The following is a 12,494-nucleotide window of genomic DNA, read 5'->3' as shown; positions in this document are numbered from 1 at the left end:
AATAAGATGAGTAACATGCGTCATCATGAATTAGGATTATCAGATGAACAAGCAATTGATATATATAGAACAATGCTTCTAGCAAGGAAAATTGATGAACGGATGTGGCTTTTAAACCGTTCTGGTAAAATTCCATTCGTGATTTCTTGTCAAGGGCAGGAAGCGCAGCAAGTCGGTGCTGCTTTTGCTCTCAATAGAGAAGAGGATTACGTCTTACCTTACTACCGTGATATGGGGGTTGTCCTCGCATTTGGGATGACAGCCAAAGATTTAATGATGTCTGGTTTCGCAAAACAAGACGATCCAAACTCGGGCGGAAGACAGATGCCAGGTCATTTTGGACAAAAATCAAATCGAATTGTGACGGGATCTTCACCTGTCACAACGCAGGTTCCTCATGCAGTGGGGATTGCACTTGCTGGACGTCTGGAGCAGAAAAACTTTGTCAGCTTTGTCACGTTCGGTGAGGGCTCTTCAAACCAAGGTGATTTCCACGAAGGCGCTAACTTCGCTGCTGTGCATAAGCTGCCTGTTATTTTCATGTGTGAAAACAATAAGTACGCGATTTCCGTGCCGTATGACAAACAAGTGGCATGTGAACGCATTTCAGATCGTGCAATTGGGTACGGAATGCCTGGTGTAACCGTTGATGGCAATGATCCGCTTGAAGTATATGCCGCTGTCAAAGAAGCGAGAGACCGTGCGGCAAGAGGCGAAGGGCCAACGTTGATTGAAACGATCTCTTACCGTTTAACTGCGCATTCAAGTGATGATGATGATTCAAGCTATCGAGAAAAAGAAGAAGTGCTCGAAGCGAGAAAGAAAGATCCGCTCATCCAATATGAAACGTATTTAATCGAAGGAAACGTCATGACTTCTGAAATGAAAGAAGAGATGACAAAAGAAATCATGCAAATCGTAAACGAAGCGACTGATGAAGCGGAAAACGCTGCTTATGCTGATGCAGAAAGCGCACTTCGTTACGTGTATGCGGAGTAAGGGGGAAGAAAAATGCCTGTTATGTCATATATAGACGCCATTACACTGGCGATGAAAGAAGAAATGGAACGAGATCCAAAAGTGTTTGTGCTCGGAGAGGATGTCGGGAAAAAGGGCGGCGTATTTAAAGCGACAGCGGGTCTTTATGAGCAATTCGGAGAGGCGCGCGTCATGGATACACCTCTTGCAGAATCAGCCATTGCTGGTGTAGGTATTGGGGCAGCGATGTATGGAATGCGCCCAATTGCGGAGATGCAATTTGCGGATTTCATTATGCCTGCAATCAACCAAATCATTTCAGAGGCTGCGAAAATCAGATACCGCTCAAATAACGATTGGAGCTGTCCAATGGTCATCCGCGCACCTTACGGGGGCGGTGTACACGGGGCGCTTTATCATTCACAATCGGTTGAAGCGATTTTTGCCAATCAGCCTGGTTTGAAGATTGTCATGCCTTCTACACCTTATGATGTAAAAGGTCTTTTAAAGGCTGCGGTGCGTGATCCAGATCCTGTATTGTTCTTTGAACACAAACGTGCCTACCGTCTCATCAAAGGAGAAGTACCTGAAGAGGATTACACACTCCCTATTGGAAAAGCAGATGTGAAACGTGAAGGCGATGATATCACGGTCATTACATATGGCCTCTGTGTCCATTTTGCGCTGCAAGCAGCAGACCGCCTTGCGAAAGACGGCATTTCTGCGCATATTCTCGATTTGAGAACAGTGTACCCGCTCGATCAGGAAGCCATTATTGAAGCGGCATCAAAAACAGGCAAAGTGCTTCTTCTAACGGAAGATACAAAAGAGGGCAGCATCATGAGTGAGGTAGCGGCGATCATATCAGAGCATTGCTTATTTGATTTAGACGCACCAATCAAACGTCTAGCCGGACCAGAAATCCCGGCAATGCCTTATGCGCCGCCAATGGAAAAATTCTTCATGGTCAATCCAGATAAGGTAGAAGCTGAAATGAGAGAGCTAGCGGCGTTTTAAGAAAGAGGAGGGTTTCAAGTGGCAATTGAACAAATGAAAATGCCTCAGCTAGGTGAAAGTGTAACAGAAGGAACCATTAGCAAATGGCTCGTTTCACCTGGCGATCATGTGAATAAATACGATCCGATTGCGGAAGTCATGACGGATAAAGTGAACGCAGAAGTCCCGTCATCTTTTACAGGAACGATTACAAAGCTATCAGCTGAAGAAGGCGATACGCTGCAAGTAGGAGAAGTGTTCTGTGAAATTGAAGTAGAGGGCAGCTCGCAGCAGAGTGCGAAAGAAGAAGCGGCACCTGAGCAAAGTGAAGCACCTGAAGCAGATCAAACAAAAGAGAATCAAAGTCAAAAGAAACGCTACTCTCCAGCAGTCCTTCGTTTAGCAGATGAGCACAGCATTGATTTAGCGGCTGTTCAAGGAACCGGAGCAGGCGGACGAATCACAAGAAAAGATTTACTTCAGCTCATTGAAAACGGCGGCGTACAAGAGAAGGCAGCACCTGTTAATGAACAGGCGGCAAAGCCGGAGCCTGCGCAGCCATCAAAACCAAAAGCGGCGCCTTCCGTCTCTACAATGCCTGGTGATGTTGAACTGCCAGTCACGCCAATTAGGCAGGCGATTGCGGCAAATATGCTGAGAAGCAAACATGAAATTCCGCACGCATGGACGATGATGGAAGTCGATGTGACAAACCTTGTGACAAGAAGAAATCAGCTCAAGGACCAATTTAAAGCAAAAGAAGGCTTTAATTTGACGTTCTTTGCGTTCTTTGTCAAAGCAGTGGCTCAGGGCTTAAAGGAATTCCCAGAAATGAACAGCATGTGGGCTGGAGATAAAATTGTGCAAAAGAAAGCAATCAATGTCTCGATTGCTGTTGCGACTGATGACGCTCTTTTTGTTCCAGTCATTAAGGATGCGGATGAAAAAACGATTAAGGGCATCGCCAAAGAAATTCATGAGCTTGCTTCCAAGGTGAGACAAGGAACGCTGAAGCAAAGTGACATGGAAGGCGGCACCTTTACTGTAAACAACACGGGATCATTTGGTTCTATACAATCCATGGGAATCATTAATTACCCGCAAGCGGCGATTTTACAAGTAGAATCGATCGTGAAGCGTCCAATGATTGTAAATGGCATGATTGCAGCAAGAGACATGGTCAACCTTTGTCTTTCATTAGATCACAGAGTACTTGATGGTCTTGTATGCGGCAGATTCCTTCAACGAATAAAACAAATCCTTGAAGGCATTGACGAGCAGACATCTGTTTACTAAAACAAGAATGTCCCCCTCCCGGTATGGAGAGGGGGATTTCTACATAATGAGAAAGGAGCGGTGATATGTCTGGATTAGACTTTTTTGCGTTTTTAACGGTTGGACTCATGTTTATCACAGCAATTGCGTTCGCTTTTCTTCGATATATTTCTAAATCACGCAATCACCCTGAAAGATTACTACTCATCATATCAATCGTTTCAATGATTCAAATTGTGTATTGCTTGCTGATTGTCGGTGGATTTAAAGGAGCAGCAAATAGTCTCTTAGGAATTTCTCTTCTTGCCGGGACGCTGCTTGGCTATGCACTTGAATATTTATACAGACGCTATATCAAAAAAACGCCCGAAAAAGAATGATTTCGGGCGTTTTCTTTATTCTGCTGGAACAATAAAGGTCAAATGCTGTTTTAACACTTCTAAAGAAGCAGGGGCTGTCATGTACACTTCGCCATCCGTATCGGCATCCATTTCCTCTTTTGTGTGGATCCGAATACTGGACGCTTGAATGAGGGAGAGATCGCCGGTGAAATCCTCCAGTTCTTCCCGGTTCATAGAAAAGATTTCTTTTAGAGCAGAGAAGCTCGTATTTCTGCAAATGAAGATTTCTGCTTTCCCATCATCAATTGCTGCATTGGGCAAATCAATTTTATTTGTCCCGATGAAATGTCCATTCATGACAAGAACGATGACGGCTTCTTCTTCCCAGCTTTCCTCCTCTGTTTCAATTCGTACGTGAAAAGGATCTGTTTGCTGCAAGGTGCGCAGGGCACTTGTGAAGTAGCTGATTTTGCCGAGTACAGCTTTTTCCTTGTCATTAATATTGTTGGATGTGTCTGCAATCAGCCCGATGCCCCAAAAGTTTAACAAGTATCGATCTCCTGCTTTGATTAAGTCGACCTTCTTTTCTATGCCGTCTACAATTATTTGAGCGGCTTTTTGCATTTGTTGCGGAATACCAAGCGTTCGAGAAAAGTCATTGCATGTCCCGCCTGGTAATATCGCTACAGCCGGCCTTTTTTCTAAACCGCCGATGCCATTCATGCATTCATGCACGGTTCCATCTCCGCCTAATATGATAAGCAATTCTATCGTCTCATCAATTGCACGACAGAATTGATAAGCATCATTTGGCTGTTTTGTTGGTTTAAGAATGAGTTCATCAATATGTAGAGAAAGAAGAGGTACTGTTTGACCGAGAATTTTTTCCATGTTTTTTTGTCCAGCATTTCCATTATAAATGAGCATCGCTTTTTTGAATTGTGCCATCACGCAGTTCTCCCTTTCATCTCTTTATCATCACTTTTCCCCAATTTTGCGGCGTATAAACGATGTTCAGAAAAAGTGGGGAATGAAAAGACAACACATTTGCCCGCAGGCGTTTTCCTTGATATGATGTTGTTAAAATGGTTTTGGCATGCTAAAGGAGTGGACGGACAATGAATATTGATTTTAATTTATTTATGAATGATATTGTGAAACAAGCGAGAGAAGAGATCAAACAGGCAGGCTATACTGAGCTTACATCATCTGAAGAGGTAGATGAAGCACTGTCTAAAAAAGGCACAGCACTTGTGATGGTGAATTCAGTATGCGGATGTGCTGGCGGTATTGCAAGACCAGCTGCAGGCTATTCTGTTCATTACGATAAGCGTCCAGATCAATTGCTGACAGTGTTTGCTGGACAAGACAAAGAGGCAACAGCAAGAGCCCGTGAATACTTTGAAGGCTTCCCGCCATCTTCACCATCCTTTGCATTATTAAAAGATGGAAAGATCATTAAAATGGTCGAACGTCATGAAATTGAAGGACACGAGCCAATGGAAGTCGTGTCAAAGCTTCAAGCTGCATTCGATGAGCATTGCGAAGAAATTTAATGTGTGACGTTTGAATGATGAAATAAAAAGCAGTCCGGTCTTTAGATCGGTCTGCTTTTTGTTTTATAAGACCATTGAATCAAAATAATTTTAGCAAAATACTATTGCATCTTAAAAAGAAAGTGTTTAAAATACATTATAGTGAATAAATATTCAAAACAATACATGATTTTAAATACTGGGAGGCATTATCTTATGAAAAAGTGGTTATTATTACTTATGACAGCTGGTCTTGCAGCTGCACTCGCAGCTTGCGGAACTTCTTCTAATAATTCAAACGCATCAGGAGATGACAAAACACTCGTTATGGCGACATCAGCAGATTATCCGCCATTTGAATCAAAAGACGGAGATGAAATTGTCGGTTTTGATGTCGATCTTGCAACAGCACTAGCGAAAAAGAACGGCTACAAGCTAGAAATTCAAGATATGGATTTTGCAAGCCTTGTATCAGCGCTTAAAACAAATAAAGCTGATATCGTCCTTGCAGGCATGACCCCTACAGAAAAACGAAAAAAACAATTAGATTTCTCTGATGTTTATTACAATGCTAAAAACTTAGTTGTCTCAAAGAAATCTAGCGGAATGAAAACAGAGAAAGACTTAAAAGATAAAACAGTCGGCGTTCAATTAGGTTCAATCCAGCAGGATGAAGCAAACGGTTTGCAAAAGAAATATAACTTAAAAGTGGAAGACCGTAATAAAATCTCTGATATCATTCAAGAAATCAAAGCAGGTCGTTTTGATGCAGCCATTATTGAAGATAAAGTAGCTGCTGGTTATTTGAAAAAAGAAAAAGACTTCCAAGCATTTGGATTGAATAGTTCAAACGAAGGTTCAGCCATTGCATTCAAGAAAAATAGCGACTTAACAGCTAAATTTAATCAATCATTAAAAGAAATGCAAGACAATGGCGAACTTGATAAATTAATTAAAAAATGGTTTGGTGATGAAAAATAAGTCAGGAAAAGGATCAGCGTCATTCATGAAAATTCAGTAGAAAGCGCTGAAAAGTTCAACTTATGTTGAACTTTTTTCCTGTTTTATTTTTTGATTTCGTATGAAGGCATAAAAAAGGAGACTGTCATGTTAGATTTTAAAGATGTAATACCTCAGATGCCCTTTATTTTAGAAGGGCTTAAGGTCACACTTTCTATTGTTGTGGTATCACTTTTTCTTGGATTTATCTTAGGGATTTTATTAACGCTTTGCAAAATTAGTGTATTTAAGCCGCTCATTTGGCTTGCAGATTTTTATACATCCATCTTCCGAGGCACACCGCTTGTGCTTCAATTGCTCATTATTTATTTTGGTCTGCCTCAGCTTCTCGGGTTTCAAATCGATCAATACTGGGCTGCTGTAGCCGCATTTTCACTAAACTCTGCGGCATACGTATCTGAAATTATTCGTGCTGGTATTAATGCGATTGATAAAGGTCAAAAAGAAGCAGCCGTTGCTTTAGGCATCCCTTATGCTAAAATGATGAAGGACTTATTGCTTCCGCAGGCATTTAAAAATATTTCACCTGCACTTGTGAACGAAACGATTACACTGACAAAAGAATCAGCTATTGTGACAGTCATTGGACTGGGAGATGTCATGAGACGAGCTTACCAAGCAGGTGCCGTCACGTATAATTATCTTGAACCGCTTATTTTTGCAGGTCTCATCTATTATGTCATCGTGCTTGTTCTCACCTTTGTCGGCAAATCGGTGGAAAGGAAGTTAAAATCAAATGATTAACATAGAGAAACTCACAAAATCTTTTGGCAAAAATGAAGTATTAAAAGGGATCGACACCACCATTAAAGAAGGGGAAGTTGTGGCAGTCATTGGACCATCTGGTTCAGGAAAATCGACGTTTCTTCGCTGCATCAACTTGCTTGAAAAGCCGACTTCTGGTGTCATTACAATTCAGGATACCGAAATCACAAACCCAAAAACCAATGCACTCAAAGTGCGTGAGAACATCGGAATGGTGTTTCAGCATTTCCACCTGTTCCCGCATAAAACCGTGCTGGAAAATATCACGTATGCGCCAATGAATGTGAAGAATCAATCGAAGGAAGACAGCATCAAACAAGCTGAAGATCTGCTGAAAAAGGTAGGGCTTTTAGAGAAAAAAGATGATTTTCCGAACCGTTTGTCAGGCGGTCAAAAGCAGCGTGTGGCAATTGCACGTGCGCTTGCGATGACTCCAGACATCATGCTGTTTGACGAACCAACTTCTGCACTAGATCCAGAAATGGTCAAGGAAGTCCTAGAGGTCATGAAAGAGCTTGCTCAATCTGGAATGACACTTGTGATCGTCACACATGAAATGGGCTTTGCAAAAGAAGTGGCTGACCGCGTGATCTTTATGGATGATGGGAAAATTGTAGAGGATGCAAACCCTGTGCAATTCTTTGAATCGCCGTCGTCACAGCGTGCGCAAGACTTCTTACAAAAAATATTATAAAGAAAAAAGAGAAGGCGACTTAACATCTCCTTCTTTTTTTGATTATAATGGGGAAAGTAAAAAAAGTTCATCATTTCACAAAAGTGAATGGAAACAAGACAGAAAAGAGTGAATCACATCATGTTTAAAATCGGCTACCGAACGCTGAAAACAGCACTAGGAACAGCGATCGCCATTTATATTGCACAACTGCTCGGACTTCAAAATTATTCCGCTGCCGGGATTATTACGATCCTGTGTATTCAGGTGACGAAGAAACGGTCGCTCCTCGCATCAGGCGCCCGCTTTGCAGCTTGCAGTCTTGCCATTTTATTTTCTTATCTATTTTTCGATCTGATTGGGTATCATCCTTTTGTGATTGGTCTGATGCTGCTTGTCTTTATTCCGACAACCGTTTTGCTCCGCATTAAAGAAGGGATTGTCACAAGTTCAGTCATCATTCTCCATTTATACATGTCCGGCGGGATTACCCTTCACCTCATCTGGAATGAGCTACTGCTGATAACAATTGGTGTTGGCGTAGCACTTATCATGAACTTGTATATGCCAAGTGTCGATAAAAAGCTCAAACGCTACAGCGAACAGATTGAAGCCAACTTTGCAAAAATCTTTGAGGAAATCGAGCAATACTTAATGACAGGGAAACAAGACTGGACAGGAAAAGAAATACCAGAGACACATCAATTGATCAAAGAAGCGAAAGCTCTCGCATATCGTGATGTTGAAAACCATGTCCTAAGACATGAAAACCTGTATTATCATTATTTTAATATGAGGCAAAAGCAATTCGAAATCATTGAGCGGGTGCTTCCGAAAATCACGTCCATTTCCATTACAACAGAGCATGGGCAAATGATTGCCGAATACGTCAGAGACTTACGCGAACATATTCACCCAGGGAACACGGCGCATAAGTTTTTAAGACGTCTCATTGATATGAAAGAAGAGTTCGATAAGCTTCCGCTGCCGCAAACACGAGAAGAGTTTGAGGCAAGAGCTGCACTTTTTCATTTCCTCGGAGAAATGGAACAATATTTAGTACTGAAAAGCTATTTTAAAGGGATGAAAGAATAGAGACGCATGAGTTCCTCCTTCATTGGTCAATCTAATGAAAAAAGGAGGAGCCTATGCGTCTTTTATTTTATACCGTATTGACCATGTCCCTTTCACCTATCTGGCCGCTCGGACAAAACCCGCTTCCAGGAGACCCGTATGTCATTATTAATAAACAAACAAATGAACTTGCCTATATTGATCAAGGACAAATCCAAAAAATATATCCTGCTTCTACAGGGAAAACAGCCGATTTAACACCAGAAGGGGAATTTACCATTATGATCAAAGCGAAAGATCCCTATTACAGAAAAAAGAATATTGAAGGCGGTGCGAAGAATAACCCTCTTGGCCGAAGGTGGATTGGATTTGATGCACGAGGAACAGATGGCAGAACGTACGGAATTCATGGGACGAGTGACGAAACATCGATTGGGAAATTTATCACGGCAGGCTGTGTGAGACTTCATAATCAAGATGTAGAGCTTCTATTTGACCAGCTTCCGATTGGAACAAAAGTATGGATTACAACATCAAGCGATTCATTTGAAAAGCTTGCCAAAGACAAACAGGCCATTCGTTGATTGAACGAATCACCTGCTTGTCTGCTTTTATTGAAACCTTATAAAAAGGTTGCTGCTCCTGCTAAAAGTGAAGAAATTAACAGCAGGCTAATCATGAGCAATACCATGAATTTCATAAATTTCTGAGACATATCGCACCCCTATAACCGAAGATTTTTTGCGACGAACGCACCTTTCTTTATTCTAGCTGGTTTTTTCAAATGCGACAAGTGATCAACAAAGGAAGTGAACGGATGAATCAAATCGATCATATTGCCATTGCGGTCTTTTCTATTAAACAAACATCTCAACTCCTTCATCAGCTGTTTAACTGGCATTTTTCAGACATACAAGAGGTTCCTGAGCAGGAGATTAAAGCGTCCTTCGCTTCACTTGATCATGTGCACATTGAATTAATTGAACCAATGTCAGACAGCAGTAAACTACATACCTTTTTAACAAAAAGAGGAGAGGGGCTCCATCATATTGCGTTAAAGTCAGGTGACATTCATGCAGATCTTAACCATCTTGATCACCTTGGCGTGCAGCTTCTCCAAAAATCAGCACAGAAGGGCGCAAGCGGCAAGCAGATTGCATTTATTTCACCTAAAGAAACATCTGGTGTGTTATTCGAATTGTGCGAGCCCTTGAAAGGAGAAAAACATGGCAATGAATGAATCGTTCAATGACTTGTCTAAATGGCGGGAAAAAGCGTTAATGGGCGGCGGTGAAAAACGAGCAGCCGCACACAGAAACAAAGGAAAGCTATCGGTTCGCCAGCGGCTGCATGAACTTCTTGACGTGGGCAGTTTCATGGAAATTCAGAGGTTTGCAACAGGCCGCATGTCAGAGCATGTCGGTGATGGCGTCGTCATTGGAACGGGACTTATTCATGGAAAGCCAGTATGTGTTTATGCACAAGATGCAACAGTGCATGGGGGCTCTTTAGGCGAAATACATGCCAAAAAAATTGCTTCTCTAATGGATCTCGCTGCTAAAAATCAGATGCCGGTCATCGGTCTAAAAGACTCAGGTGGTGCGAGAATTCAAGAGGGTGTGGTATCATTAGAAGGATACGGACAGATTTTTAAACGGAATGTGCTGTACTCTGGTCAAATCCCGCAAATATCCGTTATTTTAGGCTCATGTGCTGGAGGTGCAGTCTATTCTCCTGCTTTGACTGATTTTGTCTTCATGACAGAACAAACAGCTCATATGTTTTTAACAGGTCCGAAAGTAATAGAAAAGGCAACAGGAGAAACGGTCTGTCCTGACCGTCTTGGCGGTGCAAGTGTTCAGCATCAGACAAGCGGGAATGTGCACTATACTGGGAAAGATGAGCAGGACGTGTTAAAGGCGGTTCGAACACTTTTAACGTACATACCAACGACTAAACAGCCTGACATGCACACTGAAGTGCAAAAGCATGACGCCGTTGATCCAGGCAAAATCTTGCCAAAGGATCCATCACGCACCTATGATGTCAAACAAGTGGTGACAGCGATCATCGATCCAGGCTCATTCTTTGAGACCCAGCCTTGTTTCTCAAAAAATATCGTCACAGGGTTTGCCAGATTAAAAGGGGCTCCAATTGGTGTAGTTGCCAATCAGCCAAAGGTGCTGGCAGGAAGCCTTGACCTTGACGCTGCCGATAAAGCGGCCAGGTTTATTCGATTTTGCGATGCGTTTCATATTCCGATCTTAACGCTTGTCGACGTCCCTGGTTTTTTACCAGGGGAGAAAGCCGAGCATGCGGGAATTATCCGTCACGGCGCAAAGCTTTTATATGCGTACGCTGAAGCGACCGTTCCAAAAATCACGGTGATTTTAAGAAAGGCGTTTGGCGGTGCATATGTCGCGATGAATAGCAAGGGCTTAGGCGCTGACTTTGTTTATGCATGGCCAGCGGCAGAAATTGATGTCATGGGGAAAACGTTCGCAGACGAAATCGTTCATCCTGCTTCGCGCGAGGTTGAGACGGAGCCAAGTGTATTAAAAGCGGCTCAGGCAGGGCTGATAGACGATATTATCATGCCGGCTGAAACGAGAGAGCGATTGATTCGCTCATTTGATTTGCTTCGCAGGAAGGAAGAAGATAGACCGTTAAAAAAGCATGGCAACATGCCGCTATAAGAGGAGGAGCATCATCATGATCAATGAAAAACGTTTACTAGACGAATTTTTAGAACTGGTTCAGATCGATTCGGAAACAAAACACGAAGAGAAAATTGTGGAAGTCTTAAAAGAAAAATTCTCGCAGCTTGGTCTTAAAGTGGTGGAAGACGACTCAAAAGCGAAAACTGGCCACGGTGCAGGCAACCTCATCTGTACACTGGAAGGCAATCAAGAGGCTGATACTATCTATTTCACTTCTCATATGGACACAGTTGTTCCCGGCAATGGCGTAAAACCAGTCATTGAAGACGGCTATGTGAAGACAGATGGAACAACCATTCTTGGTGCTGACGATAAAACAGGGCTTGCGGCTATGTTTGAAGCCATCCGCGTGCTGAAAGAGAAGAATTTACCGCATGGAACGATTGAATTTGTCATCACAGCAGGTGAGGAATCAGGACTTGTTGGAGCAAAAGCGTTAGATCCAAAATTGATGACAGCAGCATACGGCTATGCCCTAGATTCAGATGGCAAGGTCGGGACAATTATCGTAGCTGCGCCAACACAGGCGAAAGTACGCGCAACCATTTACGGAAAAACAGCTCACGCAGGTGTGGCACCTGAAAAAGGCGTGTCTGCGATTACCATTGCATCAAAAGCCATTGCCAGCATGCCGCTTGGCCGAATTGATGAAGAAACAACGGCGAATATCGGGCGTTTTGAAGGTGGAACGCAAACGAATATTGTGTGCGATCAAGTCGATATCCTTGCTGAAGCACGCTCTTTAGAACCTGCAAAAATGGAAGCACAAGTAGCGAAGATGAAAGAAGCCTTTGAAAAAACCGCTAAAGAAATGGGCGGAAGTGCCGATGTACAAATTGACATCATGTATCCAGGCTTCAAATTCTCTCACGGCGATCAAGTCGTAGAAGTGGCGAAAAAAGCGGCTGCGAAAATTGGCCGTCCATCAGAACTACAGACGAGCGGCGGAGGCAGTGATGCAAACGTCATTGCAGGAAACGGCGTCCCAACTGTCAACCTAGCTGTTGGATATGAAGATATTCATACGAAAAATGAGAAAATGCCGATTGAAGAATTAGTCAAAACAGCTGAAATGGTTCTCGCCATTATCGAAGAAACGACAAATCCATCGTAAAGG

General features: G+C 42.7%; 15 protein-coding genes. 13 read left to right on the top strand and 2 right to left on the bottom strand.

Translation table 11 applies throughout. The features are described from left to right. The first annotated feature begins 6 nt into the window (after positions 1-6). From GKC25_RS10535 to GKC25_RS10520, 4 genes are all read left to right on the top strand, one after another. Positions 7-999: a thiamine pyrophosphate-dependent dehydrogenase E1 component subunit alpha gene (locus tag GKC25_RS10535; protein WP_034661231.1), complete on the top strand. Its 993-nt coding sequence runs from the start codon at positions 7-9 to the stop codon at positions 997-999. 12 nt (positions 1,000-1,011) lie between these two features. After that, the gene (locus GKC25_RS10530; RefSeq protein WP_034661229.1) at positions 1,012-1,995 is read left to right on the top strand and encodes an alpha-ketoacid dehydrogenase subunit beta; all 984 of its coding nucleotides are present in this window, start codon (positions 1,012-1,014) and stop codon (positions 1,993-1,995) included. An 18-nt stretch (positions 1,996-2,013) separates the two neighbouring features. Further along, the gene (locus GKC25_RS10525) at positions 2,014-3,270 is read left to right on the top strand and encodes a dihydrolipoamide acetyltransferase family protein (protein WP_106031018.1); all 1,257 of its coding nucleotides are present in this window, start codon (positions 2,014-2,016) and stop codon (positions 3,268-3,270) included. Between the two features lie 65 nt (positions 3,271-3,335). Further along, positions 3,336-3,629 (top strand): YesK family protein, encoded by a 294-nt coding sequence (locus GKC25_RS10520; RefSeq protein ID WP_034661226.1) that lies wholly within the window; start codon positions 3,336-3,338, stop codon positions 3,627-3,629. A 15-nt stretch (positions 3,630-3,644) separates the two neighbouring features. Here the strand turns inward: GKC25_RS10520 and GKC25_RS10515 are convergent, their stop codons facing one another. Further along, a complete protein-coding gene (locus GKC25_RS10515) occupies positions 3,645-4,538 on the bottom strand; it encodes a YegS/Rv2252/BmrU family lipid kinase (RefSeq protein WP_095285373.1) in 894 nt (297 codons plus the stop codon). A gap of 170 nt (positions 4,539-4,708) precedes the next feature. Between GKC25_RS10515 and GKC25_RS10510 the strand changes: the two genes are divergently transcribed. From GKC25_RS10510 to GKC25_RS10485, 6 genes are all read left to right on the top strand, one after another. Next, a complete protein-coding gene (locus GKC25_RS10510) occupies positions 4,709-5,146 on the top strand; it encodes a BrxA/BrxB family bacilliredoxin (RefSeq protein ID WP_034661224.1) in 438 nt (145 codons plus the stop codon). A gap of 195 nt (positions 5,147-5,341) precedes the next feature. After that, positions 5,342-6,106: a transporter substrate-binding domain-containing protein gene (locus GKC25_RS10505; protein WP_034661223.1), complete on the top strand. Its 765-nt coding sequence runs from the start codon at positions 5,342-5,344 to the stop codon at positions 6,104-6,106. A gap of 126 nt (positions 6,107-6,232) precedes the next feature. Then, positions 6,233-6,889: an amino acid ABC transporter permease gene (locus GKC25_RS10500; protein ID WP_003215691.1), complete on the top strand. Its 657-nt coding sequence runs from the start codon at positions 6,233-6,235 to the stop codon at positions 6,887-6,889. After that, entirely contained in the window at positions 6,882-7,604 is a 723-nt protein-coding gene (locus GKC25_RS10495) for an amino acid ABC transporter ATP-binding protein (protein WP_034661222.1), read from the top strand. The genes GKC25_RS10500 and GKC25_RS10495 overlap by 8 nt, the downstream gene beginning before the upstream one ends. Before the next feature lie 120 nt (positions 7,605-7,724). Continuing rightward, on the top strand, positions 7,725-8,678 hold the full coding sequence (locus tag GKC25_RS10490; protein ID WP_034661221.1) for an aromatic acid exporter family protein: 954 nt from the start codon (positions 7,725-7,727) through the stop codon (positions 8,676-8,678). A 53-nt stretch (positions 8,679-8,731) separates the two neighbouring features. Then, positions 8,732-9,241: a L,D-transpeptidase gene (locus GKC25_RS10485; RefSeq protein WP_034661220.1), complete on the top strand. Its 510-nt coding sequence runs from the start codon at positions 8,732-8,734 to the stop codon at positions 9,239-9,241. A 38-nt stretch (positions 9,242-9,279) separates the two neighbouring features. On the opposite strand, the gene prli42 is transcribed toward GKC25_RS10485, so the two are convergent. Further along, entirely contained in the window at positions 9,280-9,372 is a 93-nt protein-coding gene (gene prli42 / locus GKC25_RS10480) for a stressosome-associated protein Prli42 (protein WP_149865350.1), read from the bottom strand. Between the two features lie 102 nt (positions 9,373-9,474). Here prli42 and mce point away from each other — a divergent pair, with 102 nt between their 5' ends. Genes mce through GKC25_RS10465 form a run of 3 tightly spaced genes read left to right on the top strand, consistent with a single transcriptional unit; the run spans position 9,475 to position 12,491 of the window. Further along, entirely contained in the window at positions 9,475-9,897 is a 423-nt protein-coding gene (gene mce / locus GKC25_RS10475) for a methylmalonyl-CoA epimerase (RefSeq protein ID WP_034661218.1), read from the top strand. Then, positions 9,884-11,353 carry an acyl-CoA carboxylase subunit beta gene (locus GKC25_RS10470; protein ID WP_034661217.1) on the top strand — a complete coding sequence of 490 codons (1,470 nt, stop codon included), beginning with the start codon at positions 9,884-9,886 and terminating at the stop codon, positions 11,351-11,353. Before mce ends, GKC25_RS10470 begins: the two co-directional genes overlap by 14 nt. A 16-nt stretch (positions 11,354-11,369) precedes the next feature. Further along, positions 11,370-12,491 carry a M20/M25/M40 family metallo-hydrolase gene (locus GKC25_RS10465; protein ID WP_034661216.1) on the top strand — a complete coding sequence of 374 codons (1,122 nt, stop codon included), beginning with the start codon at positions 11,370-11,372 and terminating at the stop codon, positions 12,489-12,491. Positions 12,492-12,494 lie beyond the last annotated feature (3 nt).

It is taken from the genome of Bacillus pumilus (genome assembly GCF_038738535.1).
Classification (GTDB): Bacteria; Bacillota; Bacilli; order Bacillales; family Bacillaceae; genus Bacillus.
This window is presented reverse-complemented; position numbering and strand designations above follow the sequence as displayed.

What these genes read in the sequence shown, in the direction of transcription:
- GKC25_RS10495 (WP_034661222.1), top strand. Translation starts at nt 6,882, where the DNA reads ATGATTAACATAGAGAAACTCACAAAATCTTTTGGCAAAAATGAAGTA.
- GKC25_RS10465 (WP_034661216.1), top strand. Translation starts at nt 11,370, where the DNA reads ATGATCAATGAAAAACGTTTACTAGACGAATTTTTAGAACTGGTTCAG.
- GKC25_RS10520 (WP_034661226.1), top strand. Translation starts at nt 3,336, where the DNA reads ATGTCTGGATTAGACTTTTTTGCGTTTTTAACGGTTGGACTCATGTTT.
- GKC25_RS10500 (WP_003215691.1), top strand. Translation starts at nt 6,233, where the DNA reads ATGTTAGATTTTAAAGATGTAATACCTCAGATGCCCTTTATTTTAGAA.
- GKC25_RS10485 (WP_034661220.1), top strand. Translation starts at nt 8,732, where the DNA reads ATGCGTCTTTTATTTTATACCGTATTGACCATGTCCCTTTCACCTATC.
- GKC25_RS10535 (WP_034661231.1), top strand. Translation starts at nt 7, where the DNA reads ATGAGTAACATGCGTCATCATGAATTAGGATTATCAGATGAACAAGCA.
- mce (WP_034661218.1), top strand. Translation starts at nt 9,475, where the DNA reads ATGAATCAAATCGATCATATTGCCATTGCGGTCTTTTCTATTAAACAA.
- prli42 (WP_149865350.1), bottom strand. Translation starts at nt 9,372, where the DNA reads ATGTCTCAGAAATTTATGAAATTCATGGTATTGCTCATGATTAGCCTG.
- GKC25_RS10490 (WP_034661221.1), top strand. Translation starts at nt 7,725, where the DNA reads ATGTTTAAAATCGGCTACCGAACGCTGAAAACAGCACTAGGAACAGCG.
- GKC25_RS10505 (WP_034661223.1), top strand. Translation starts at nt 5,342, where the DNA reads ATGAAAAAGTGGTTATTATTACTTATGACAGCTGGTCTTGCAGCTGCA.
- GKC25_RS10515 (WP_095285373.1), bottom strand. Translation starts at nt 4,538, where the DNA reads ATGGCACAATTCAAAAAAGCGATGCTCATTTATAATGGAAATGCTGGA.
- GKC25_RS10470 (WP_034661217.1), top strand. Translation starts at nt 9,884, where the DNA reads ATGGCAATGAATGAATCGTTCAATGACTTGTCTAAATGGCGGGAAAAA.
- GKC25_RS10530 (WP_034661229.1), top strand. Translation starts at nt 1,012, where the DNA reads ATGCCTGTTATGTCATATATAGACGCCATTACACTGGCGATGAAAGAA.
- GKC25_RS10510 (WP_034661224.1), top strand. Translation starts at nt 4,709, where the DNA reads ATGAATATTGATTTTAATTTATTTATGAATGATATTGTGAAACAAGCG.